This window comes from Streptomyces sp. NPDC005576 (genome assembly GCF_042871745.1).
In the GTDB taxonomy this organism is placed as follows: Bacteria; Actinomycetota; Actinomycetes; order Streptomycetales; family Streptomycetaceae; genus Streptomyces.
In genome coordinates this window covers 722,942-744,403 of the sequence record NZ_JBIAJC010000001.1, presented here as the reverse complement: position 1 = coordinate 744,403, position 21,462 = coordinate 722,942, and the positions used below count along the sequence as shown (strand labels likewise).

Below are 21,462 nucleotides of genomic sequence, written 5' to 3'. Positions count from 1 at the left end.
GGTCCGGCCGCGAGGTCCGTTCCCGCCGGGGAACGCGCGACAGCTCTTAGGCTGTGTCCATGCTTTCGGAACCACGCTCAGGGCTCCTTGCCGCCTGGGGTAACGCGCTGCTCGCCGGTCTCGTGTCACCGGACGACGCGGCGGACGCGATCGTCGGAGAGGACGCGGTGCACCGCGTCGAGGGTCTGCCCGGTGAGGCGGGGCCCGTCGGGCTCACGCTGGCGCTGGGGCGGCTGCGGGGGATGGGGGTGACGGGCTACCGGGTGGCCCTCCCTGCCCCCGGGCATCCCCTGGGGTTGAGCGGTCCGCCGGAGTTCAACGCCCGGGCGCTGGAGACCGGGGAGGCGGTGGTCGCCTCCGGGGCCGCGTACGGGCTGGTGCCGGAGGTGACCGAGGCGGGACCGCCCGGCGATCTGCACGTCGAGGTGGTGTGGCGGGTGACACCCGTACGGGATGCCCCGCCGGCGGACGTGCCGTCGCTGGGCGAGGCCGAACGGGAGCTCGCGGAGGCGCTGCGGGACGCGACGGCGCTGCTGTCGCGGCTGGACGTGGCCGGCTCCGGGCCGGTGGCCGATGCGGCCGTCGACGCCTACCGGGCGCGGGCGGAGCGCGGGCGCGAGGTGCTGGCCCCGGGGTACCCGCCCCGGGCGGTACGCGTGCTGGAGCTGGCCCAGCGGGTGGGGCTGCTGATCACGCTGGCGCACGAGAACGGGCACGGCGGCGCGGTGAGCGCTTCCGAGATCGCGGCCCGGGGCGAGGCGCTGCGGCCGGTGGAGCGGGTGGCGCGCAGGGCGCAGGTGGCCGCGTACAACGCGTACGTGGAGGAGAGCGAGCGGGGGCGGCGTTAGGGCCTGTATGGGGTTGGAGCCCGGCCCGGGTGCGGTGGGGCCGCCCCGGGTCAGCCGGCCATTCCGTGGCGTACGGCCCAGAGGGCGGCCTGGGTGCGGTCGGCCAGGTCCAGCTTCATCAGGATGTTCGAGACGTGGGTCTTGACGGTCTTCTCGGAGAGCACCAGCGCGCGGGCGATCTCGCGGTTGGACCGGCCGTCCGCGATGAGGTTGAGCACTTCGCGCTCGCGCTCGGTGAGGGTGGTGCCCCGGCCCGTACCGCCTCCGGTGTCCTCCTGGGCGAGCAGCGCTCCGGCCACCTCGGGCTGGAGCAGGACGTGGCCCGCGTGGACGGAGCGGATGGCGCCGGCCAGGGCGTCGGGGTCGACGTCCTTGTAGACGTAGCCGGAGGCTCCGGCGCGCAGCGCGGGGACGACGGTCCGCTGCTCGGTGAAGCTGGTGACGACGAGGACCCGCGCGGGGTTGGCCAGCTCGCGGAGCTTGCGCAGCGCCTCTATGCCGTCCGTGCCGGGCATCTTGATGTCCATCAGCACCACGTCGGGGCGGAGCGCCTCGGCCTGGGCGACGCCCTCCGCACCGTCGGACGCCTCTCCGACGACCTCTATGTCGTCCTGCACCTCCAGGAAGGTGCGCAGCCCGCGCCGTACCACCTGGTGGTCGTCGACCAGCAGCACGCGGATGGTCTTGTCAGCCACCGGGGACCTCCATCTCGATCGTGGCGCCCTTCCCGGGCGCCGATTCCACGCTGAGGGTGCCGCCGACGCTGTGCGCGCGGTGGCTCATCGAGACGAGGCCGAGGTGCCGGCCGGCCTCACGGACGGCCGTGGGGTCGAACCCCTGGCCGTCGTCGGTGATCCGCAGCACGGTGGCCGGGCCGCGCCGGGTCAGTGCGACGGTGACGCGGGCGCCGCCGGAGTGGCGCAGCGCGTTGTGCAGGGCCTCCTGGGCGACCCGGAGCAGCGCCTCTTCCTGGGCGGCGGGCAGCGCGCGGACGCCATGGCTCTCGAAGGTGACCCGAGCGCTCTGTGCCCGGTCGAGGACCTGTACCTGGGTACGGAGGGTGGCGACGAGGCCGTCCTCGTCGAGCGCGGCGGGGCGGAGTTCCACGACGGCGGCGCGGAGCTCGTCCACGGCCTCGGCGGCGAGGGCGGCGACCTGCTGGAGCTCGCCCTTGGCGCGCGCGGGGTCGCGGTCGACCAGGGCGGCGGCGGCCTGGGCGGTGAGCCGCAGGGAGAAGAGTTTCTGGCTGACGGCGTCGTGCAGTTCGTGCGCGAGGCGGGAGCGTTCCTCGGCGATGGTGAGCTCGCGGCTGCGTTCGTAGAGGCGGGCGTTGGTGAGGGCGATGGCCGCGTGCTGGGCGAGGATCGAGAGGAGTTCCTCGTCCTCGGCGGTGAAGCCGCAGCCGCCCTCGGGTCTGGGGCACTTCTTGTTGGCGAGGTAGAGGGCGCCGATGATCTCGTCGCCGTCCTGGATGGGCAGGCCGAGGAAGTCCGACATGTCGGGGTGCGCCTCGGGCCAGCCGCCGAAGCGGGGGTCCTGGCGGACATCGCCGAGCCGCTCGGGCTTCGCCTCGTGGAGCATCGCGGCGAGGATGCCGTGCTGGCGGGGCAGCGGGCCGATTGCCTTCCACTGTTCGTCGCTCACGCCGTCGACGACGAACTGGGCGAAGCCCCCGTGGTCGTCGGGGACGCCCAGCGCCGCGTACTCGGCGTCGAGCAGCTCGCGGGCCGAGGCGACGATCGTCTTGAGGACGTCGCGCATGTCCAGCTGCCGGCTCATCGCGAGCAGCGCGGCGCTCACGGCGGCGAGACCCGACGGTCGGAGATGGCTCATGTGCCTCACGGTACCGGCGGCGCACGGGGCCCGTACCGGCCTGTGGACGGCTGGGGACGGGCCGAGGGGCCCAGGCCCTCGGGACGACCTCGGGGCCCGGTGGCGTAAGTCGTCTCCAGGGCCTGGGCCCACCGCCGTCCGGCCCCGGGGGCTCCTGCCCGTGGTTCGGCGAAACCCCTGACGCTGCGAGTTGCTTGTGCAACGCGCTGTGATACCGACGGCCGCGCGATGTGAGCCCACGCATAGGACTCACGTCACGTACGAAGACCGTTAGTGGATGAATAGGGGTGATTTAACCGGTCCGGACCGGCTTCCACGAAACGGACATAAGGTCCTGATCCACTACCCGGCTTCGTACGTCACACCTTTGCCAGGGCATTTTGCGGTCGCTAAGAATTGCTCTCGTCCCCCTGACAGAGAGGCGCACCGCCACTCTCCGTCTTCGTGTCCCGCGAGGGGCACCTACGATTCGAAGAGGTACGTCTGTATGTCCGCGTCCCGCATATGTGACCGAACCCGTCGTCTGAACAAGACGCAGAAGCTTTCCGTCGCCGGCGTCTCCGCGCTCGGTGTCGCCGCCCTGACGTTCTCGTTGGTTCCCAGCGACGCGCAGGCCGAGGGCACCAACGCCTCCGTGGCGGCGTCGCCGGTCGTCTTCGCGTCGGCGGCCGACTCGGCCCGGGCCAAGGCCGTGCAGGACAGCGTGATCGAGCAGAACACCACCGCCGCCAACCTGGTCAAGGCCGCCGACGCCGCCAAGGCGAAGGACGAGGCCGCGCGGAAGAAGGCCGTGGCCGACGCGAGGGCCCTGACCGACGCGAAGGCTGCGGAGCGTGCCGAGGCCACCGCGAAGGTCAAGGCCGCGGACCGGGCGAAGGCCGACGTCTCCAAGCGCTCGTCCGGCGAGTCCGCCAACCGCTCCACCCTGCGGAAGCCGGTCTACGCCGACAACCTGAACGGCTGGATCCAGGAGTCTCTCGCGATCATGAAGGCGAAGGGCATCCCCGGTACCTACGAGGGGCTGCACCGCAACATCATCCGCGAGTCCAGTGGTAACCCGCAGGCCATCAACGACTGGGACATCAACGCCCAGAACGGTGTCCCGTCGATCGGTCTGCTCCAGATCATCAAGCCGACCTTCGACTACTACCACGTCTCCGGCACGGTCCACAGCCAGTACGACCCGGTCGCCAACATCACCGCCGCTGCCAACTACGCGGCCGACAAGTACGGCTCGATCGACAACGTCGACAGCGCGTACTGACCGGCTCCGCGCGGTACGACCGCGGGCCGGCGGCCTGAGAACGACGCACACAGCCGGAGGGCGGCACCCGACAGGGGTGCCGCCCTCCGGCGTTCGCGTACCCGGCACGGCGGCCGCCCGGCCGTGCGGGCCGTGCGGGCCGTGCGGGCCGTGCGGGCCGTGCGTGCCGTGCGTGCCGTGCGTGCCGTGCGTGCCGTGCGTGCCGTGCGGGCCGTGACTACTTGCGCATGACCTCGGGCTCGTGGCGGCGCAGCAGCCGCGCGACCACGAAGCAGCAGACGACGCCGAGTGCCAGCAGCACCGCGAGGTCCATCGCCCACACCCCCGCCGAGTGCTCCCAGAGCGGGTCCAGATCGGTGGGGTGCTCGGGGTCCCACGGCGGCATGAGGCGGGAGAGGTCGAGCGTGGTGCCCGCCGCGGCCACGGCCCAGCGGGACGGCATCAGCCAGGCGAACTGCTCCAGTCCGGGCGAACCGTGGATCTGGAAGAGCACTCCGGTGAAGACGACCTGCACGATCGCGAACATGACGAGCAGCGGCATGGTCTTCTCGGCGGTCCGCACCAGCGAGGAGATGACCAGGCCGACCATCATCGAGGTGAAACCGAGCGCCATGATCGAGACACAGATCTCGGCGGCCGGCGGCATGACGAGCCCTTCCTCCGGAAGCTTCCGGGAGGAGAGGCCGATGGCGCAGATGATGACACCCTGGAGTGCCGTGATCACGCCGAGGACGATGACCTTGGACATCAGGTACGCGGACCGGGAGAGGCCGGTGGCCCGTTCCCGTTCGTAGATGACGCGTTCCTTGATCAGTTCACGTACGGAGTTCGCCGCGCCGGAGAAGCACATGCCGACCGCGAGGATCAGCAGGATGGTGCCGGCCTTGCCGTTGAACCTGTGGGGGTCGGCGGGCGCGGCCAGGCCGAGCTTGGCCGGGATGATCACGCTGACGACACCCAGGACTGCGGGCAGGACCACCATCAGGCCCAGGAAGCCCTTGTCGGACACGATGACCGAGACGTACCGCCGGATCAGGGTCCACAGCTGCGTCGTCCAGCCCTGCGGTTTGGGCGGCCGCAGCTGTTGCGGCGGTGCCGTGTTCAGGGGGTCCACGGGCTGCGAGGCGACGGCGTCGATGTCGGCGGCGTACATCTGGTAGTGCTGCGAACCGCGCCAGCGGCCGGCCCAGTCGTATTCGCGGTAGTTCTCGAACGCGGAGAAGACGTCGGCCCAGGTGCTGTAGCCGAAGAAGTTGAGCGCCTCCTCCGGCGGGCCGAAGTACGCCACCGCGCCGCCGGGCGCCATGACGAGCAGCTTGTCACAGATCGCCAGTTCGGCCACCGAGTGCGTGACGACGAGGACCGTACGGCCGTCGTCGGCGAGGCCGCGCAGCAGCTGCATCACGTCGCGGTCCATGCCCGGGTCGAGACCCGAGGTCGGCTCGTCGAGGAATATGAGGGACGGCTTGGTCAGCAGCTCCAGGGCGACCGAGACGCGCTTGCGCTGGCCGCCGGAGAGGGAGGTGACCTTCTTGTCCTTGTGGATGTCGAGCTTCAGCTCGAGGAGGACCTCCTGGATGCGGGACTGGCGCTCGGCCTCGGTGGTGTCGGCGGGGAAGCGGAGCTTGGCCGCGTACTTCAGCGCCTTGGTGACCGTGAGTTCCTTGTGCAGGATGTCGTCCTGCGGGACCAGCCCGATGCGCTGGCGCAGCTCGGCGAACTGCTTGTAGAGATCACGGTTGTCGTAGAGGACGTCGCCGTGGTCGGCCGGCCGGTAGCCGGTGAGCGCCTTGAGCAGGGTGGACTTGCCGGAGCCGGACGGGCCGATGACCGCGACCAGCGACTTCTCGGGGACCCCGAAGGAGACGTCCTTGAGGATCTGCTTGCCGCCGTCGACCGTCACCGTGAGGTGGCGGGCGGAGAAGGAGACCTCACCGGTGTCGACGAACTCCTCCAGCCGGTCCCCGACCAGCCGGAAGGTGGAGTGGCCGACGCCGACGATGTCGTTCGGTCCGAGGAGCGCGGAGCCGGACTTGTGGAGCTGCTGGCCGTTGACGTACGTGCCGTTGTGCGAGCCGAGGTCGCGGATCTCGAAGCGGCCGTCGGGGGTCGCGTGGAACTCGGCGTGGTGGCGCGAGACCTGGAGGTCCGAGACGACCAGTTCGTTCTCCAGGGCGCGGCCGATGCGCATGACCCGGCCCAGCGCCAGCTGGTGGAAGGTGGTCGGGCTGCGGTCGCTGTGCACCGGTCCCCCTGCGCCCGCCGCGGGGCCCTGCTGGTGCGGCACCTTCGCCACCCCGCCCTGCTCCCCCCGGCCCTGCGGCTGCTGCTGCCAGGGCTGCTGCGGCGCGGGCGCGACGGGTGGCTGGTACGGGGTGGCCGGCGGCTGGTAGGGCGCCTGCTGGGCCTGCGCCATCGGCGGCTGGTACGGCGCCGCCTGCTGGGCCGGTCCGGCCTGTGCCCGCTGCGGAGCCGGGGCAGGGGCGGTGAGGCCGATCCTCGGCCCGTCGTCGGCGTTGCCGAGCCGTACCTCGGTGCCGGGGCCGACCTCCGTCCGCTGCACACGGGTGCCGCGCACGTAGGTGCCGTTGGTGCTGCCGTGGTCCTCGATGAACCAGCTCCGACCGCTCCAGCCGATCGTGGCGTGCCGCCACGACACCCGGGCGTCTTCGAACGTCAGGTCCCCCTGCGGATCACGTCCCAGCGTGTACGACCTGGACGGATCGAGCGTCCAGGTTCTGCCATTCAGTTCCAGTACGAGTTCCGGCACTCCGCGCCCCACTTGTCGTCCCCCGAATCGCCCCCGCTGCGGGAGGCCCAGGGATGCTGAACATCGGGGGGCACTATTCCAGGGACACTCCCCGATCCGAAAGCCGGGCGCCCCGGCCCGCGTTGGCGCGGCGGGCCCGTCGGGGGTCCGGAGCGCGGGTACGGCGGGGGCCGGCGCAGGTCCGGGGCAGGTCCGGCGCAGGTCCGGGGCAGGTCCGGCGCAGGTCCGGGGCAGGTCGGCGAGGGAAGGCCCCGCCGCCGGACCCCGAAGCGGCCCCCGGCGGTTCCCGGCTGTTCCCCGGGCCGTCGCGACTGCTCCCCGGCCGGTTGCGGAAGGGGCGGGCGCCCGGGTGTCCGCTACTCGGGACGGCGCGCCGGGGCTCCGGCGGCGACCGATACGGTGGAACCACCATGAGCGCATCTCAGCCACCTCAGTCTTCCTCGTCCCCCGAGCTCCCCGGGTCCCGTCCGGGCAGCGACTCCCCCACTCTTCTCGTGAAGATCTTCGGGAAGGACCGTCCCGGTATCACCGCCGGGCTCTTCGACACGCTCGCCGCCTACGCGGTGGACGTCGTGGACATCGAGCAGGTGGTCACCCGTGGCCGGATCGTGCTGTGCGCGCTGGTGACCGCCCCGACCGCCGGCGGCACCACCGAGGGCGATCTGCGGGCGACCGTGCACAGCTGGGCCGATTCACTGAAGCTCCAGGCCGAGATCATCTCGGGGACGGGCGACAACCGCCCGCGCGGTGACGGCCGGTCCCACGTGACCGTGCTGGGCAACCCGCTGACCGCGGAGTCGACCGCCGCCATAGCGGCCAGGGTCACCTCGACCGGCGCCAACATCGACCGGATCTTCCGGCTCGCGAAGTACCCGGTGACTGCCGTCGAGTTCGCGGTCTCCGGAGCGGGCACCGAGGAGCTGCGGACCGCGCTGGCGGTCGGGGCGGCGGAGATCGGTGTGGACGTGGCGGTGATGTCGGCCGGTCTGAGCCGCCGGGCCCAGCGCCTGGTGGTGATGGACGTGGACTCCACGCTGATCCAGGACGAGGTCATCGAGCTCTTCGCCGCGCACGCGGGCTGCGAGAAGGAGGTCGCCGCGGTGACCGAGCAGGCGATGCGCGGGGAGCTGGACTTCGAGCAGTCCCTGCACGCCCGGGTCGCCCTGCTGGCCGGACTCGACGAGTCCGTCGTGGAGAAGGTGCGCAGGGAGGTGCGGCTGACCCCGGGGGCCCGCACCCTCATCCGTACCCTCAAGCGGCTCGGGTACCAAGTCGGCGTCGTCTCGGGCGGGTTCACCCAGGTCACCGATGACCTCAAGGAGCGGCTGGGGCTGGACTTCGCCTCCGCCAACACCCTGGAGATCGTCGACGGGAAACTCACCGGACGCGTGGTGGGCGACATCGTGGACCGGGCGGGCAAGGCCCGTCTGCTGCGCAGCTTCGCCGAGCAGGCGGGCGTTCCGCTCGCGCAGACGGTGGCGATCGGGGACGGCGCCAACGATCTGGACATGCTGAACACCGCCGGCCTCGGGGTGGCGTTCAACGCCAAGCCGGTCGTCCGGGAGGCGGCGCACGCGGCGGTGAACGTGCCGTTCCTGGACACCGTGCTCTATCTCCTGGGCATCACCCGCGAAGAGGTCGAGGCGGCCGACGCGCCGCCGGGCGTCTGAGGAGCGCGCCGCCGGGCGTCTGAGGAGCGCGCCGCCGCAGGACGCGGAGACAGGAGCAGGGCCCCGGTACGCGAACGGCGTGCCGGGGCCCTGTCGTCGGGAGGTGCGACGGGTCAGCCGATGGGCGTCCAGTAGTCGGTGAGCCTGCCCGCGCCGAGTTCGACGCTCTTCCACGTACCCGGGAACTCCAGGACGGCGAAGGACGCGGTCGGGAATCCGTCCCTGGTCATCCGGGTCAGCGCATCGCCTTCGGCCGAGCCCGCGAGGGCGTCCGCCGCGCCGTGCATCCCGGGGTTGTGGCCGATGACGAGCAGGTTGCGCACCTCGTCGGGAGTCTCGTTGAAGAGGGCGACGAGTTCGCCGAGGGAGGCTTCGTACAGCCGCTCCTCGTACACGGTCCTGGGGCGGTGTCCGAACTCGTGGACCGCCAGCTTCCAGGTCTCCCGCGTCCTGACCGCGGTCGAGCACAGGGCAAGGTCGAAGTCGATGCCGGATTCGGCGAGCTTGCGTCCGGCCACGGGCGCGTCCTTGCGCCCGCGCTCGGCGAGCGGTCGCTCGTGGTCGGACGCTTGCGACCATTCCGCCTTCGCGTGCCGGAGAAGAACGATCCTGCGGGGTGTGTCGACGCTCATGTCGTTCAGCTTCGCACGAATCGCGGCCCCGGGCGCAGGGTGTCGAGGGGCTCGACCGCCAGGGGTGACGGGGAGGGCCCGGGAGTGGGCGGAACGGCCGTTCAGTAGGACAAATGATCGAGCGCGCGCTCGACGAACCGGCCGAGACCGGGGTCGGCGGACGCGGCGTGCGCCTGTTCGGGGTCGGTCATCACGAGCAGCAGTGCGGCGAACGCGAGCACCGGCAGCACCACGGCCCACCAGGGCAGCCGCACCGGTGACCCGGCGGCCGGCCCGCGCGGGGGCCGGGGGTTCGTACGGGCCGGCATGTCCGCCTCCGGGGGTCGTCGGGTTCCTTTACCCAGAACTTACGGAAGGACGGCGGGGCCGCCCATCCGGTGACCCACCCACTCGACCCTGAACCTGGCCCCCTAGGGGATGGTGGGGCTGTCCCCCTCATCCGCCGCGAGCCGGTCGCCGGGACGACCGGCTGCCCGGTCCGCCCGGCGACCGTGCGTCAGGGGGAGAAGACCGAGGCGATGACTCCGATGATCAGAGTGATGAGAAGCATGGCCCCGAGCACGAGGAGAAGCTTCTTCTGGCCGTTCTGAGGATGCGGTTCGAGCACTGGCATGGGGCAAGTCTCGCATCTCACCCCCGTCCGTCGATCGTCCGGTCCCGTCCGGCGAGTACACCCGCCACGATCTGGGGAACCATCAGCGCCGCCATGAAGGCTATGGGCAGCCCCCAGCCGCCGCTGTGCTCGTTGAGCACGCCGACCAGCAGGGGGCCGGGGATCGAGATCAGGTAACCGGTGGACTGGGCGAACACCGAGAGCCGGGCGACGCCCGCGCCGGTGCGGGCCCGCAGGCCGATCATGGTGAGCGCGAGCGGGAAGGCGCAGTTGGAGATGCCGAGCAGCACCGCCCAGACCCAGGCGCCGCCCGCCGGAGCGAGGTAGAGGCCCGTGTACCCGGCCAGGCCGGAGATCCCGAGGACGAGGACGATGGGTCCCTGGGTACGCATCCGGGCGGCGACCCGGGGGATGACGAAGGCGAGCGGTACCCCCATGACCATGGTGACCGCGAGCAGGACGCCCGCCGTGCTCGCCGAGATGCCCGCGTCGCGGAAGATCTGGGGCATCCAGCCCATGGTGATGTACGCGGCCGTGGACTGGAGCCCGAAGAAGCAGGCGAGGGCCCAGGCGGTCGAGCTGCGGGCGGTGCGGAAGCCGGCGGGGAGCGGCTCGGGGACGGCGGAGGCGGCCGCGGCTCCCGCGCCCTCCGCGGGGGCGCCGGCGCGCCGGCGTACCAGCGGGATCCAGATCAGTACGGCGAGGACGCCGAGGGCGGCCCAGACGGCGAGGCCGGTCCGCCAGCTGCCGCCCAGCGCGTCGGCCACCGGGACGGTGGCCGCCGCCGCCAGGGCGGTACCGAACGAGAGGGCCATCGAGTAGAGGCCGGTCATCGGTCCGACGCGGTCGGGGAACCAGCGCTTGACGATGACGGGCATCAGGACGTTGCCGACCGCGATGCCCATCAGCGCGAGGGTGCTGGCGAGCAGGAATCCGACGGTGGATCCGGTGAAGGGGCGGATCAGCAGGCCCACGGTGATCGCGACCATGCCGGCGAGGACGACCGTCGCGGGGCCGAACCTGCGGGCGAGGCGGGGAGCGGTGATGCCGAACACCGCGAAGCAGAGCTGCGGTACCGAGGTGAGGGCGCCGGCGACACCACCGCTCATGTGGAGCCCGTCGCGCACCTCCTCGAGGAGGGAGCCCAGGCTGGTGATGGCCGGGCGGAGGTTGAGCGCGGCCAGGACGAGACCGGCGGCGAGCAGGCGCGGCAGCCACGGGGAGGTGCCCGCGGAGGCGCCCTCGGCGGGGGGACTCGCGGTGGGGCCGGCGGTCGGGCTCGTGGGCCTCGGGGCGGTCGGTTCGGACGCCGGTGCCGGGGTGGCGGCGGCCGGGCCGGGTGTCTCGGAGACGTCTTCCAGCATGGCGCCATCATAGAATCATGGGATGATTGCTTGTCCACTGCGGCGACGGCACTCCCGGGCGCGGACGGTCCGGAATCTGCTGACAGAATCCGGACCACGCCTCGCTGCACCCGGGTACCGGGAAGCTCACCGGCCCGCCGAGGGCCCGGGACGGTGCGGAGCACTGCGGAACGCGGAACAAGGAGTCTCATGGCGCTGACGTCCCCCCGGCGCTCGGCACTCGCCGACCAGGTGATTGCCCAGCTGAGGAACGAGATCACCTCCGGCGAGTGGCCCGTCGGCTCGCGCATCCCCACCGAACCGGAGCTGGTCGAACAGCTCGGGGTGGCCCGGAACACGGTCCGTGAGGCGGTGCGCGCCCTCGCCCACAACGGGTTGCTGGACATCCGTCAGGGCTCGGGGACGTACGTGGTGGCCACCAGCGAGCTGGCCGGGGTGATGCAGCGGCGCTTCGCGACCGCCGATCCGCGCCATGTGGCCGAACTCCGTTCCGTACTGGAGTCGTCGGCGGCGCGACTGGCGGCCGTCCGGCGCACCGACCGTGACCTCAGGCAGATGGACGCCCTGATGGCACGGCGCGCGGAGAGCTGGGCCGCGGGGGACGCGGAGGCGTTCGTCGCGGCCGACGCCACCCTGCACCTGGCGATCGTGGCCGCCGCGCACAACGATGTTCTGACCGGTATCTACGCCGACCTGGGCGACGTCCTGCGCGACTATCTGCGCGGAGACGTGGACCCCGAGCTGCGGCCGGAGAACCTCATGGACCACGGGCGCATGGTCGAGGCGATCCGCGAGGGTGACGCGCGGACGGCGGCCGACGAGGCGGCGGGCCACGCGCTGCACTGCCCGCCGGAGCGCGACTGAGGGCCGCCCCGGGGGCGGGAGTTCATCCCTGGCCCGCGCTGTGGGTGACCCATGCCGTGGCCACCTCTTTCCAGCAGCGGTCCTGGAGCCGGACCGTACCTCCCGGTTCGACGGCCACCGCCGCGCCGTCGGCGTCCACGTCCCACCACCGGGCGCACTCCGTATGCAGGCGGACCACGTCCAGGGAGGGGTACGGGTTGTGGCAGTAGGAGATCACCAGGGAGCCCTCGACCGTGGTGCGGCACTCCGCCCCGGCGGGTTCCGGGGACGGCTCGCGCGGGGCGCGGGCGCCGGAGTCGGGGGCTCCGCCCGATTCGGCGGCGTAGATCCCTGCGGGGACCACGAGGGCCGCGACGGCTGCCGCGGACACCGGCAGAACCCAGGTGCGGCGATGCGTGGGACGCACGGCGACCTCCTCCCCGCAGCCTGACCAGAGTCCGGTTCCTCCACATTCTGCGGCTGAACACCCGTCTCCACGACCCGGGGAACCGCGGGCCGGGCGCCGCCCGCCCGGCGGGAGTTGTCAGACTCGGCCTGGGCCGGACCCGGTTCGCCGGGGCCCGTACGCGCGTCGGCCGCGCACCCTCCGGAAGAGATCCGGATGCGGGTACGCGGCCGACAGGGGTCCGTACGGGTCAGGCACCGATCATGTGCACGCCACCGTCGACGTGGATGATCTCGCCCGTGGTCTTCGGGAAGAAGTCCGAGAGCAGCGCGACCACACCGCGGCCGGCCGGCTCCGGGTCCTTCATGTCCCACGCCAGCGGGGAGCGGGTGTCCCAGACCTTCGCGAGGTCGCCGAAGCCCGGGATGGACTTGGCGGCCATCGAACCGAGCGGCCCGGCCGAGATCAGGTTGCAGCGGATGTTGTCCGCGCCGAGGTCACGGGCGAGGTAGCGGGAGGTGGCCTCCAGCGCGGCCTTCGCCGGACCCATCCAGTCGTACTGCGGCCACGCGAACTGCGCGTCGAAGGTGAGGCCGACGATCGATCCGCCCTCGGTCATCAGCGGCTTGCAGGCCATGGCGAGCGACTTCAGCGAGAACGCCGAGACGTGCATCGCGGTGGCGACCGACTCGAACGGGGTGTTCAGGAAGTTGCCGCCGAGAGCGTCCTGCGGCGCGAAGCCGATGGAGTGGACGACGCCGTCCAGCGTGCCGAGCTCGTCGCGGACCAGGCCGGCGAGCCGGTCGAGGTGCTCGCTGTTGGTGACGTCGAGTTCCAGGACCTTCACGGGCCCGGGGAGCTTCTTGGCGATGCGCTCGGTCAGGGTGGGGCGGGGGAAGGCGGTGAGGATGATCTCCGCGCCCTGCTCCTGGGCCACCTTCGCGGTGTGGAACGCGATGGACGACTCCATCAGCACCCCGGTGATGAGGATGCGCTTGCCGTCGAGAATTCCGCTCATGGTGATCAGTGACCCATGCCCAATCCGCCGTCAACGGGGATGACGGCTCCAGTGATGTACGACGCGTCGTCGGAGGCGAGGAAGCGGACCGCCGCGGCGATCTCCGCGGGCTGCGCGTAGCGGCCGAGCGGAACCTGGGCGACGATGCCCTTGCGCTGTTCCTCGGTGAGCACCTGCGTCATGTCGGTGTCGACAAAGCCGGGTGCGACGACGTTGAAAGTGATGTTCCGCGAGCCGAGCTCACGGGCCAACGACCGGGCGAACCCGACCAGTCCCGCCTTGGAGGCGGCGTAGTTGGCCTGACCGGCCGAGCCCATGAGGCCCACGACGGAGGAGATGAGGACCACACGGCCCTTCTTCGCACGCAGCATGCCGCGGTTGGCGCGCTTGACCACGCGGAAGGTACCGGTGAGGTTGGTGTCGAGGACGGACGTGAAGTCCTCCTCCGACATCCGCATGAGGAGCTGGTCCTTGGTGATGCCGGCGTTGGCCACCAGCACCTCGACGGGACCGTGCTTCTCCTCGATCTCCTTGTAGGCCACCTCCACCTGCTCGGTGTCGGTGATGTCGCAGCGGACCGCGAGCACACCCGCCTCGGCGAGTTCCCGCGGCGGCTCGCCGGAACGGTACGTGATCGCCACCTTGTCGCCGTTGTCGACGAAGGCACGGGCGATGGCGAGGCCGATGCCCCGGTTTCCTCCGGTGACGAGAACCGAGCGGCTCAACGGATCACCCTTTCCTTGACGGTCTGGTATGCCAAAAACCTATCGGTAGGGCGCGGTGTACGGGGAATCGGGCCCTGACAGTGGCACGTGCACGGTCCTGTGGGGTTTCTACAGTCGACATCGGCCGCGGGGTCCTGCCGGGCGGACGGCGACGGGTGCCGGCCGCGGTCCCGGCGCCCTGCACGGGTGATCCCCCCGGGGCCGTGTCCGAGGGATCATGACCGGATCACCGCGTCCCGCACGGCACCCCACGACGCATCGCGCCGGAGCGCCGCGCACCCGCCGGCGTCGGTGGGCCGGACTCCGCCCAACTGTCCATCACGCCCCCGGGGCCCCGTGATTGACTTCCACCCCGGGCACGATTCCACAGCGCAAGGGAGGCCGTCCGTGGCCCATGACATCGACCCGTCGTTTCTCGCCCTGCCCCTACGGGCCCTCGCCGACGCGGCCCTCGCTCGGGCCCGAGCGCTCGGCTCCACGCACGCGGACTTCCGTTTCGAGCGGGTGCGGAGTGCGACGCTGCGGCTGCGCGACGCCCGCCCCTCCGGCTCCTCGGACACCACCGACCTCGGGTACGCGGTGCGGGTCGTGCACAACGGGGCGTGGGGTTTCGCGTCCGGCGTGGACCTGTCGATGGACGCGGCGGCGAAGGTCGCCTCGCAGGCCGTCGCCATGGCGAAGCTGTCGGCGAAGGTGATCGCGGCGGCCGGCAGCGACGAGCGGGTGGAGCTGGCGGACGAGCCGGTGCACGGGGAGCGGAGCTGGGTCTCCAGCTACGAGATCGACCCGTTCACGGTGCCGGACGGGGAGAAGACCGGGCTGCTCGCCGAGTGGAGCGGGCGGCTGCTCGGGTCGGACGGGGTCGCGCACGTGGACGCCTCGCTGATGACCGTCCACGAGAACAAGTTCTACGCGGACACCGCCGGCACGGTCACCACCCAGCAGCGGGTACGGCTGCATCCGCAGTTGACGGCCGTGGCGGTGGACGCCACGACGGGCGACTTCGACTCGATGCGGACGATCGCGCCGCCGGTGGGCCGCGGCTGGGAGTACCTGACCGGCACCGGCTGGGACTGGAACGACGAGCTGGAGCGCATCCCGGGGCTCCTCGCCGAGAAGATGCGGGCGCCGGGCGTGGAGGCGGGGACGTACGACCTGGTCGTCGACCCGTCGAACCTGTGGCTGACGATCCACGAGTCGATCGGCCATGCCACCGAGCTGGACCGGGCGCTGGGGTACGAGGCGGCCTACGCCGGGACCTCCTTCGCCACCTTCGACCAGTTGGGGAAGCTGGCGTACGGCTCCCCCGCGATGAACGTGACGGGTGACCGGACCGCCGAGCACGGGCTGGCGACGATCGGGTACGACGACGAGGGCGTCGAGGCGCAGTCCTGGGACCTGGTGAAGGACGGCACTCTCGTGGGCTACCAACTCGACCGGAGAACCGCGAAATTGACCGGCCTGGGCCGGTCCAACGGCTGCGCGTACGCCGATTCGCCGGGTCATGTACCGGTGCAGCGGATGGCCAACGTGTCGCTGCGCCCGGACCCGGGCGGCCTCTCCACCGAGGACCTGATCGGCGGGGTGGAGCGCGGGATCTACGTGGTCGGTGACCGCTCCTGGTCGATCGACATGCAGCGCTACAACTTCCAGTTCACCGGGCAGCGGTTCTTCCGCATCGAGAACGGCGAACTGACCGGCCAGCTGAGGGACGTCGCGTACCAGGCGACCACCACGGACTTCTGGGGCTCGATGGAGAAGGTCGGCGGCCCGCAGACGTACGTACTGGGCGGCGCCTTCAACTGCGGCAAGGCCCAGCCGGGCCAGGTAGCGGCCGTCTCGCACGGCTGTCCCTCCGCTCTCTTCCGAGGCGTGAACATCCTCAACACGACGCAGGAGGCGGGCCGATGAGCCGCGCGAGCAAGCCGTACGAGATCGTCGAGCGCGCCCTCGGGCTGTCCCGCGCCGACGGCTGCGTGGTCATCGCGGACGAGACCTCGTCGGCGAACCTGCGCTGGGCGGGCAACGCCCTCACCACGAACGGGGTGACCCGGGGCCGGACGCTGACCGTCGTCGCCACCGTGGACGGCTCCGAGGGGACCGCCTCCGGGGTGGTCTCGCGCTCCGCAGTCACCGCCGACGACCTGGAGCCGCTGGTACGGGCTGCGGAGGCGGCGGCCCGCGCGGCCGGTCCGGCCGAGGACGCGCAGCCGCCGGTGACCGGCGTACCGGTCTCCGCGGACTTCACCGACGCCCCCGCCGAGACCGGCTCGGACGTCTTCGCCGATTTCGCTCCGGCGCTGGGCGAGGCCTTCGCCCACGCCCGCGCGGGCGGCCGGGAACTGTACGGCTTCGCACACCACGAGATGACCTCGACCTATCTGGGCAGCTCGGCCGGGCTGCGGCTGCGGCACGACCAGCCGAACGGCACGCTGGAGCTGAACGCCAAGTCACCGGACCGGTCCCGGTCCGCGTGGGCCGGACGGGCCACCCGGGACTTCAAGGACGTCGACCCGGCGGCGCTCGACACGGAACTGGCCCGTCGCCTGGGCTGGGCCGAGCGGCGGATCGAGCTGCCGGCCGGCCGGTACCAGACCCTGCTGCCGCCGACCGCCGTGGCCGACCTGCTGATCTACCAGCTCTGGTCGTCGACGGCCCGCGACGCCGCCGAGGGCCGGACGGTGTTCTCCCGGCCGGGTGGCGGGACGCGGCTGGGCGAGACGCTGTCCCCGCTGCCGCTGACCCTGCGCAGCGACCCGCACGCGCCCGGGCTGGAGTCGGCGCCGTTCGTGATCGCGCACTCCTCGGGGGACGGGGCGTCGGTCTTCGACAACGGGCTGCCGCTGGAGCCCACCGACTGGATCGGTGGCGGCCGGCTGGAGCGGCTGACCACCACCCGGCACACGGCGGAACTGACCGGCCTCCCGGTGGCCCCGGCCATCGACAACCTGCTGCTGGAGGGCGGCGGCGAGCAGACGCTGGACGAGATGGTGGCGGCGACCACGGGGCGGGCGCTGCTGCTGACCTGCCTCTGGTACATCCGGGAGGTCGATCCGGCGACGCTGCTGCTGACCGGGCTGACCCGGGACGGGGTCTACCTGGTGGAGGACGGCGAGGTGGTCGGCGAGGTGAACAACTTCCGGTTCAACGAGTCGCCCGTCGACCTGCTCTCCCGCGCCAGTGAGGCGGGGCGCACCGAGCGGACGCTGCCGCGCGAGTGGGGCGACTGGTTCACCCGCGCCGCGATGCCCGCGCTGCGCATCCCGGACTTCAACATGAGTTCGGTCAGCCGCGGGGTCTGAGTCGGCCGTCGCACGAGGTGACTCCGGCGCGTCCTCGACAAGGGCGCACGGGGTCACGTTTCGCGGCGGGCAAAAGAAACGGGAGCGGCCCGGGCCTGCGCTTAGACTGGCCGGGCGTGGGCCCACAGGCTTGGGAGCCCGCCGTTCATACGCCGAAGGAGACACGGAATCGTGACGGACATCGTCGACGAGCTGAAGTGGCGCGGGCTGTTCGCCCAGTCCACTGACGAGGACGCCCTGCGCAAGGCTCTTGGCGACGGTCCGGTCACCTTCTATTGCGGCTACGACCCGACCGCCTCCAGCCTGCACGTCGGCCACCTGGTCCAGGTGCTCACGATGCGCCGGCTCCAGCGGGCGGGCCACCGGCCGCTGGCACTGGTGGGTGGGGCGACCGGCCAGATCGGCGACCCCCGGCCGACCGCCGAGCGCACGCTGAACGACCCCGGGACCATCGCCGCCTGGGTGACCCGGCTGCGCTCGCAGATCGAGCCGTTCCTCTCCTTCGAGGGCGAGAACGCCGCGGTCATGGTGAACAACCTGGACTGGACCGCGGGCATGTCCGCGATCCAGTTCCTGCGGGACATCGGCAAGCACTTCCGGGTCAACAAGATGCTGACCAAGGACTCGGTGGCCCGCCGTCTGGAGTCCCAGGAGGGCATCAGCTATACCGAGTTCAGCTACCAACTGCTCCAGTCCATGGACTTCCTGGAGTTGTACCGGCGCCACGGCTGCGTCCTCCAGCAGGGCGGCAGCGACCAGTGGGGCAACCTCACGGCGGGCATCGACCTGATCCACCGCATGGAGCCCGCGGCGACGGTGCACGCACTGGCGACCCCGCTGATGGTCAAGGCGGACGGCACGAAGTTCGGCAAGACCGAGGGCGGCGCCGTCTGGCTGGACCCCGAGATGACGACCCCGTACGCCTTCTACCAGTTCTGGCTGAACGTCGACGACCGCGACATCTCCCCGTACATGCGCATCCTCAGCTTCAGGTCGCAGGCGGAGCTGGAGGAGCTGGAGAAGGTCACGGAGGAGCGTCCGCAGGCTCGTACGGCGCAGCGCGCACTGGCCGAGGAGCTGACCACGCTGGTGCACGGAGCCGACCAGTGCGCTGCCGTGATCGCCGCGTCGAAGGCGCTCTTCGGTCAGGGCGAGCTGGCTGAGCTGGACGAGGCGACGCTCGGCGCCGCGCTCTCCGAACTGCCGCACGCGAAGCTCGCCGAGCCGGCGCCGCTGGTGGACCTGCTCGTCGGGGCGGGTCTCGCGCCGAGCAAGTCGGCTGCCCGCCGCACGGTCAACGAGGGCGGCGCCTACCTGAACAACGCCAAGATCACCGATGGTGAGGCCCTGCCCGCCGCCGGGGATCTGCTCCACGGGCGCTGGCTGGTGCTGCGCCGGGGCAAGAAGAACCTCGCGGTGGTCGAGATCGCCGCGGGCTGACCCGCGCTTTCCCGATACGGCGGAGGCCGGGCACGCGCGTCGCGTGCCCGGCCTCCGCCGTGGCGCTGCCCGGATTCAGGTTCTCTGTCTGCCGCGTCCCCGGATCGACTGCCAGACGACGTCCCCGACACCGACCACCGCCACCGCACCGATCAACTGGAGCACGTGCCGGATCCAGTCGATGCCCTTGGTGTCCTCGACGCCGATCCAGGATGCGACGGCGTTGCCGAGGATGCTGCCGATGATGCCGAAGACGGTCGTCAGCCACAGGGGGATGTTCTGTTTGCCCGGCAGGATCGCTCTTGCGATCACACCGAGGACCAGGCCCACGATGATCGCCCACAACCAGCTCATATCGCCTCCTCGAAGTGCGCGTCATGCGCATATCGGCTCAAGTGTCGTGTCCGGCGCCCTCCGCCGCATGTCGGGCGCCGCATCCGGGCGTGTTCCGCAAGAAAGCCGTCCGTCCGAAAGGGGTGCGGCCGGCCCACCCGGCCTCGATCTCGCGGCGTGCCGGGCGTACCGTGGAAGCGGTCCGGACCGGGGCGTCCGACACAGGGAGCAGGCGGTGGAGACATGATGGGCAAGCGGGGCGAGGCGGAGGTCTTCCGGATCACGGGGGCCCGGCAGGGACTGGCCGACGACGTGCGCGGCCGCCAGCGGCGGTACGTGATCTCGATGTCCGTACGTACGGTGGCGGTGATCCTCGCCGCGGTCCTCTGGAACGTCGAGCGGCACGTCTCGATGGTGGCGCTGGCGCTCGGCCTGCTGTTGCCGTACGTGGCGGTGGTCATCGCCAACGCGGGCCGGGAGAACACCCCCTCACTGCCGTCCACCTTCGTGCCCGCGCCCGTGCGGCCCGCCCTGGAGACAGGGTTCGGGGTGGGAACCGGCACGGCGGCCGGCCGGGGTACGGGCCCCGGAAACCACGGCGGAACAGGTACGGAGAGCGCCTTCGGGGCAGACGGTCGCGCCCCGTATCCGCACGAGCACGAATGAGCTTTCCTGTCCGGCGAAGCGTGGGAAAACGCCAACTCAATCGTGGAGTTCGGGTGCACCGCGCGCGGGTGTGCGTGACATACTCCCTCATACGCTCCGCATCCCCCGTCGGAGCGAGAGACCGACGCCGAGCAGCTCCCCCCGTGGCTGCTCGGCGTCGTTTTTTCTCCTCCGGGACGCGGCACTAGGGTGAAGCCGTGGACTTTCCCCTGACTTCCGCCGAGAGCGACACCGGTACGCCCATCTGCTCCGCCAAGGGCTGCCGCGCCGGCGCGGTGTGGGTGCTCGCCTGGAACAACCCCAAGCTGCACACCCCGGAGCGACGAAAGACCTGGCTGGCCTGCGAGGAGCACCGCGAGCACCTGTCGCAGTTCCTGGGTGTACGGGGTTTCCTGAAGGACGTCGTGCCGCTGGCCGACTGGAAGGCCACGGCGGAGGGCTGACGCCCGCAGGCCCCGAGCCGCGCCCGGACGGGCGTCCGGTACGCCGGTCTGCCGCCGGTCAGCCGCCGATCGCCGACATCGGGCGGTCGGGCTGGAGGAACGACGGGTCGTCCAGGCCCGAGCCCGCCTTCTTGCCCCACATGGCGAGGCGCCAGAGCCGGGCGATCTCCTCGTCCGCCGCCCCGGAGCGCAACGCGGTCCGCAGGTCGGTCTCCTCGCGGGCGAAGAGGCAGGTGCGGACCTGCCCGTCGGCGGTGAGCCGGGTGCGGTCGCAGGCCCGGCAGAACGGGCGGGTCACCGAGGCGATGACCCCCACGCGGTGCGGGCCGCCGTCCACGGCCCAGCGTTCGGCGGGGGCGGAGCCGCGCGCGCCGTCGTCCTCCGGGGTGAGGGTGAAGCGGGTGCGCAGCGAGGCGAGAATGTCACCGGCGGTGATCATTCCGTCGCGCTTCCAGCCGTGCTGGGCGTCGAGGGGCATCTGCTCGATGAAGCGGAGCTCGTACCCGTGGTCGACGGCCCAGGCGAGGAGTTCGGGGGCCTCGTCGTCGTTGAGTCCGGGCATGAGGACGGAGTTGACCTTGACGGGAGTGAGGCCCGCCTCGTGTGCGGCGGTGAGTCCGTCGAGCACGTCCCTGTGGCGGTCGCGGCGGGTGAGTGTCTTGAAGACGTCCGGCCGCAGAGTGTCCAGGGAGACGTTGACCCGGTCGAGTCCGGCGGCCCGGAGGGCGGCGGCGGTGCGCCGCAGCCCGATGCCGTTGGTGGTGAGGGACATCCGGGGGCGGGGCGTCAGAGCGGCGCACTGCTCGACGATGCCCACAAGGCCGGGGCGGAGCAGGGGCTCGCCGCCGGTGAAACGGACCTCGGTGATGCCGAGCAGTTCGACGGCGATCCGGACGAGCCGGACGATCTCCTCGTCGCTGAGCAGCTCACTCTTGCCGAGCCACTGGAGTCCCTCTTCGGGCATGCAGTAGGTGCAGCGGAGGTTGCACTTGTCGGTCAGGGAGACACGCAGGTCGGTGGCGACCCGGTCGTATGTGTCGATGAGCATGTGCGCCCCTCCCCCATGGCTTTCACGGCTTGCCGGCGTTCCGGTCCCGGCTCTTCTCTCTTCCGAGACTACGCGAGCCGGGCGACCGTATCCCGCTCACGGTGGCCGCGCGACCGCGCCGGGGGGGGGGGGGGGGGCGGCCCCCCCCCCCCCGGCGGGGGGGGGGGGGGGGATCAGCCCGCCCCGGGGGGGTGAAACACGCGGGCGGTGGGGGGGGCCCCCGGGGGGGGGTTTTACAACACCT

General features: G+C 71.6%; 21 protein-coding genes. 9 read left to right on the top strand and 12 right to left on the bottom strand.

Annotated elements, in window-relative coordinates; translation table 11 throughout:
• Positions 1-59: 59 nt before the first annotated feature.
• Positions 60-848 (top strand): hypothetical protein, encoded by a 789-nt coding sequence (locus ACFYPN_RS03235; RefSeq protein WP_389296558.1) that lies wholly within the window; start codon positions 60-62, stop codon positions 846-848.
• Between the two features lie 50 nt (positions 849-898).
• Here ACFYPN_RS03235 and ACFYPN_RS03230 read toward each other — a convergent pair whose 3' ends face one another.
• Both ACFYPN_RS03230 and ACFYPN_RS03225 read right to left on the bottom strand, forming a co-directional pair.
• Positions 899-1,543, bottom strand: a complete 645-nt coding sequence (locus tag ACFYPN_RS03230; protein ID WP_358762858.1) for a response regulator transcription factor — start codon at positions 1,541-1,543, stop codon at positions 899-901.
• Positions 1,536-2,681, bottom strand: a complete 1,146-nt coding sequence (locus tag ACFYPN_RS03225; protein ID WP_389296557.1) for a GAF domain-containing sensor histidine kinase — start codon at positions 2,679-2,681, stop codon at positions 1,536-1,538. Before ACFYPN_RS03225 ends, ACFYPN_RS03230 begins: the two co-directional genes overlap by 8 nt.
• 487 nt (positions 2,682-3,168) lie before the next feature.
• Here ACFYPN_RS03225 and ACFYPN_RS03220 point away from each other — a divergent pair, with 487 nt between their 5' ends.
• Positions 3,169-3,945: a transglycosylase SLT domain-containing protein gene (locus tag ACFYPN_RS03220; protein WP_358762862.1), complete on the top strand. Its 777-nt coding sequence runs from the start codon at positions 3,169-3,171 to the stop codon at positions 3,943-3,945.
• Between the two features lie 217 nt (positions 3,946-4,162).
• Here ACFYPN_RS03220 and ACFYPN_RS03215 read toward each other — a convergent pair whose 3' ends face one another.
• Positions 4,163-6,727 (bottom strand): FHA domain-containing protein, encoded by a 2,565-nt coding sequence (locus ACFYPN_RS03215; RefSeq protein WP_389296556.1) that lies wholly within the window; start codon positions 6,725-6,727, stop codon positions 4,163-4,165.
• 398 nt (positions 6,728-7,125) lie between these two features.
• On the opposite strand from ACFYPN_RS03215, the gene serB reads away from it, so the two are divergent.
• Positions 7,126-8,385: a phosphoserine phosphatase SerB gene (gene serB, locus ACFYPN_RS03210; RefSeq protein WP_358762866.1), complete on the top strand. Its 1,260-nt coding sequence runs from the start codon at positions 7,126-7,128 to the stop codon at positions 8,383-8,385.
• A 113-nt stretch (positions 8,386-8,498) separates the two neighbouring features.
• Here serB and ACFYPN_RS03205 read toward each other — a convergent pair whose 3' ends face one another.
• From ACFYPN_RS03205 to ACFYPN_RS03190, 4 genes are all read right to left on the bottom strand, one after another.
• A complete protein-coding gene (locus ACFYPN_RS03205; protein ID WP_358762868.1) occupies positions 8,499-9,017 on the bottom strand; it encodes a histidine phosphatase family protein in 519 nt (172 codons plus the stop codon).
• A gap of 101 nt (positions 9,018-9,118) precedes the next feature.
• Positions 9,119-9,325: a hypothetical protein gene (locus tag ACFYPN_RS03200; protein WP_358762870.1), complete on the bottom strand. Its 207-nt coding sequence runs from the start codon at positions 9,323-9,325 to the stop codon at positions 9,119-9,121.
• Between the two features lie 188 nt (positions 9,326-9,513).
• Positions 9,514-9,630 carry an SGM_5486 family transporter-associated protein gene (locus ACFYPN_RS03195; protein ID WP_358762871.1) on the bottom strand — a complete coding sequence of 39 codons (117 nt, stop codon included), beginning with the start codon at positions 9,628-9,630 and terminating at the stop codon, positions 9,514-9,516.
• A 17-nt stretch (positions 9,631-9,647) separates the two neighbouring features.
• A complete protein-coding gene (locus ACFYPN_RS03190) occupies positions 9,648-10,994 on the bottom strand; it encodes a CynX/NimT family MFS transporter (protein WP_389296555.1) in 1,347 nt (448 codons plus the stop codon).
• Positions 10,995-11,183: 189 nt separating this feature from the next.
• Between ACFYPN_RS03190 and ACFYPN_RS03185 the strand changes: the two genes are divergently transcribed.
• Entirely contained in the window at positions 11,184-11,858 is a 675-nt protein-coding gene (locus ACFYPN_RS03185; protein ID WP_389296554.1) for a FadR/GntR family transcriptional regulator, read from the top strand.
• 22 nt (positions 11,859-11,880) lie between these two features.
• Here the strand turns inward: ACFYPN_RS03185 and ACFYPN_RS03180 are convergent, their stop codons facing one another.
• From ACFYPN_RS03180 to fabG, 3 genes are all read right to left on the bottom strand, one after another.
• Positions 11,881-12,264, bottom strand: coding sequence for a hypothetical protein (locus tag ACFYPN_RS03180; protein ID WP_358762877.1), 384 nt, complete (start codon positions 12,262-12,264; stop codon positions 11,881-11,883).
• Positions 12,265-12,493: 229 nt separating this feature from the next.
• Positions 12,494-13,261: an enoyl-ACP reductase FabI gene (fabI, locus tag ACFYPN_RS03175; protein ID WP_358762879.1), complete on the bottom strand. Its 768-nt coding sequence runs from the start codon at positions 13,259-13,261 to the stop codon at positions 12,494-12,496.
• A 5-nt stretch (positions 13,262-13,266) separates the two neighbouring features.
• Positions 13,267-13,986 (bottom strand): 3-oxoacyl-[acyl-carrier-protein] reductase, encoded by a 720-nt coding sequence (gene fabG, locus ACFYPN_RS03170; RefSeq protein ID WP_358762880.1) that lies wholly within the window; start codon positions 13,984-13,986, stop codon positions 13,267-13,269.
• Positions 13,987-14,373: 387 nt separating this feature from the next.
• On the opposite strand from fabG, the gene ACFYPN_RS03165 reads away from it, so the two are divergent.
• From ACFYPN_RS03165 to tyrS, 3 genes are all read left to right on the top strand, one after another.
• Positions 14,374-15,897: a TldD/PmbA family protein gene (locus tag ACFYPN_RS03165; RefSeq protein ID WP_358762882.1), complete on the top strand. Its 1,524-nt coding sequence runs from the start codon at positions 14,374-14,376 to the stop codon at positions 15,895-15,897.
• Positions 15,894-17,288: a metallopeptidase TldD-related protein gene (locus ACFYPN_RS03160; RefSeq protein WP_358762884.1), complete on the top strand. Its 1,395-nt coding sequence runs from the start codon at positions 15,894-15,896 to the stop codon at positions 17,286-17,288. Before ACFYPN_RS03165 ends, ACFYPN_RS03160 begins: the two co-directional genes overlap by 4 nt.
• A gap of 171 nt (positions 17,289-17,459) precedes the next feature.
• Positions 17,460-18,728 carry a tyrosine--tRNA ligase gene (gene tyrS, locus ACFYPN_RS03155; protein ID WP_358762886.1) on the top strand — a complete coding sequence of 423 codons (1,269 nt, stop codon included), beginning with the start codon at positions 17,460-17,462 and terminating at the stop codon, positions 18,726-18,728.
• A gap of 75 nt (positions 18,729-18,803) precedes the next feature.
• Here the strand turns inward: tyrS and ACFYPN_RS03150 are convergent, their stop codons facing one another.
• Positions 18,804-19,082: a GlsB/YeaQ/YmgE family stress response membrane protein gene (locus ACFYPN_RS03150; protein ID WP_358762888.1), complete on the bottom strand. Its 279-nt coding sequence runs from the start codon at positions 19,080-19,082 to the stop codon at positions 18,804-18,806.
• Positions 19,083-19,304: 222 nt separating this feature from the next.
• Between ACFYPN_RS03150 and ACFYPN_RS03145 the strand changes: the two genes are divergently transcribed.
• Positions 19,305-19,727, top strand: a complete 423-nt coding sequence (locus ACFYPN_RS03145; RefSeq protein ID WP_389296553.1) for a DUF3099 domain-containing protein — start codon at positions 19,305-19,307, stop codon at positions 19,725-19,727.
• 197 nt (positions 19,728-19,924) lie between these two features.
• Positions 19,925-20,170: a hypothetical protein gene (locus ACFYPN_RS03140; protein WP_389296552.1), complete on the top strand. Its 246-nt coding sequence runs from the start codon at positions 19,925-19,927 to the stop codon at positions 20,168-20,170.
• A gap of 58 nt (positions 20,171-20,228) precedes the next feature.
• On the opposite strand, the gene moaA is transcribed toward ACFYPN_RS03140, so the two are convergent.
• Complete coding sequence (gene moaA / locus ACFYPN_RS03135) at positions 20,229-21,218, bottom strand: GTP 3',8-cyclase MoaA (RefSeq protein ID WP_358762894.1); 990 nt, start codon at positions 21,216-21,218, stop codon at positions 20,229-20,231.
• Between the last annotated feature and the right edge of the window lie 244 nt (positions 21,219-21,462).

What these genes read in the sequence shown, in the direction of transcription:
- ACFYPN_RS03235 (WP_389296558.1), top strand. Translation starts at nt 60, where the DNA reads ATGCTTTCGGAACCACGCTCAGGGCTCCTTGCCGCCTGGGGTAACGCG.
- ACFYPN_RS03225 (WP_389296557.1), bottom strand. Translation starts at nt 2,681, where the DNA reads ATGAGCCATCTCCGACCGTCGGGTCTCGCCGCCGTGAGCGCCGCGCTG.
- ACFYPN_RS03220 (WP_358762862.1), top strand. Translation starts at nt 3,169, where the DNA reads ATGTCCGCGTCCCGCATATGTGACCGAACCCGTCGTCTGAACAAGACG.
- serB (WP_358762866.1), top strand. Translation starts at nt 7,126, where the DNA reads ATGAGCGCATCTCAGCCACCTCAGTCTTCCTCGTCCCCCGAGCTCCCC.
- ACFYPN_RS03205 (WP_358762868.1), bottom strand. Translation starts at nt 9,017, where the DNA reads ATGAGCGTCGACACACCCCGCAGGATCGTTCTTCTCCGGCACGCGAAG.
- ACFYPN_RS03200 (WP_358762870.1), bottom strand. Translation starts at nt 9,325, where the DNA reads ATGCCGGCCCGTACGAACCCCCGGCCCCCGCGCGGGCCGGCCGCCGGG.
- ACFYPN_RS03195 (WP_358762871.1), bottom strand. Translation starts at nt 9,630, where the DNA reads ATGCCAGTGCTCGAACCGCATCCTCAGAACGGCCAGAAGAAGCTTCTC.
- ACFYPN_RS03190 (WP_389296555.1), bottom strand. Translation starts at nt 10,994, where the DNA reads ATGCTGGAAGACGTCTCCGAGACACCCGGCCCGGCCGCCGCCACCCCG.
- ACFYPN_RS03185 (WP_389296554.1), top strand. Translation starts at nt 11,184, where the DNA reads ATGGCGCTGACGTCCCCCCGGCGCTCGGCACTCGCCGACCAGGTGATT.
- fabI (WP_358762879.1), bottom strand. Translation starts at nt 13,261, where the DNA reads ATGAGCGGAATTCTCGACGGCAAGCGCATCCTCATCACCGGGGTGCTG.
- ACFYPN_RS03160 (WP_358762884.1), top strand. Translation starts at nt 15,894, where the DNA reads ATGAGCCGCGCGAGCAAGCCGTACGAGATCGTCGAGCGCGCCCTCGGG.
- ACFYPN_RS03150 (WP_358762888.1), bottom strand. Translation starts at nt 19,082, where the DNA reads ATGAGCTGGTTGTGGGCGATCATCGTGGGCCTGGTCCTCGGTGTGATC.
- ACFYPN_RS03145 (WP_389296553.1), top strand. Translation starts at nt 19,305, where the DNA reads ATGATGGGCAAGCGGGGCGAGGCGGAGGTCTTCCGGATCACGGGGGCC.
- moaA (WP_358762894.1), bottom strand. Translation starts at nt 21,218, where the DNA reads ATGCTCATCGACACATACGACCGGGTCGCCACCGACCTGCGTGTCTCC.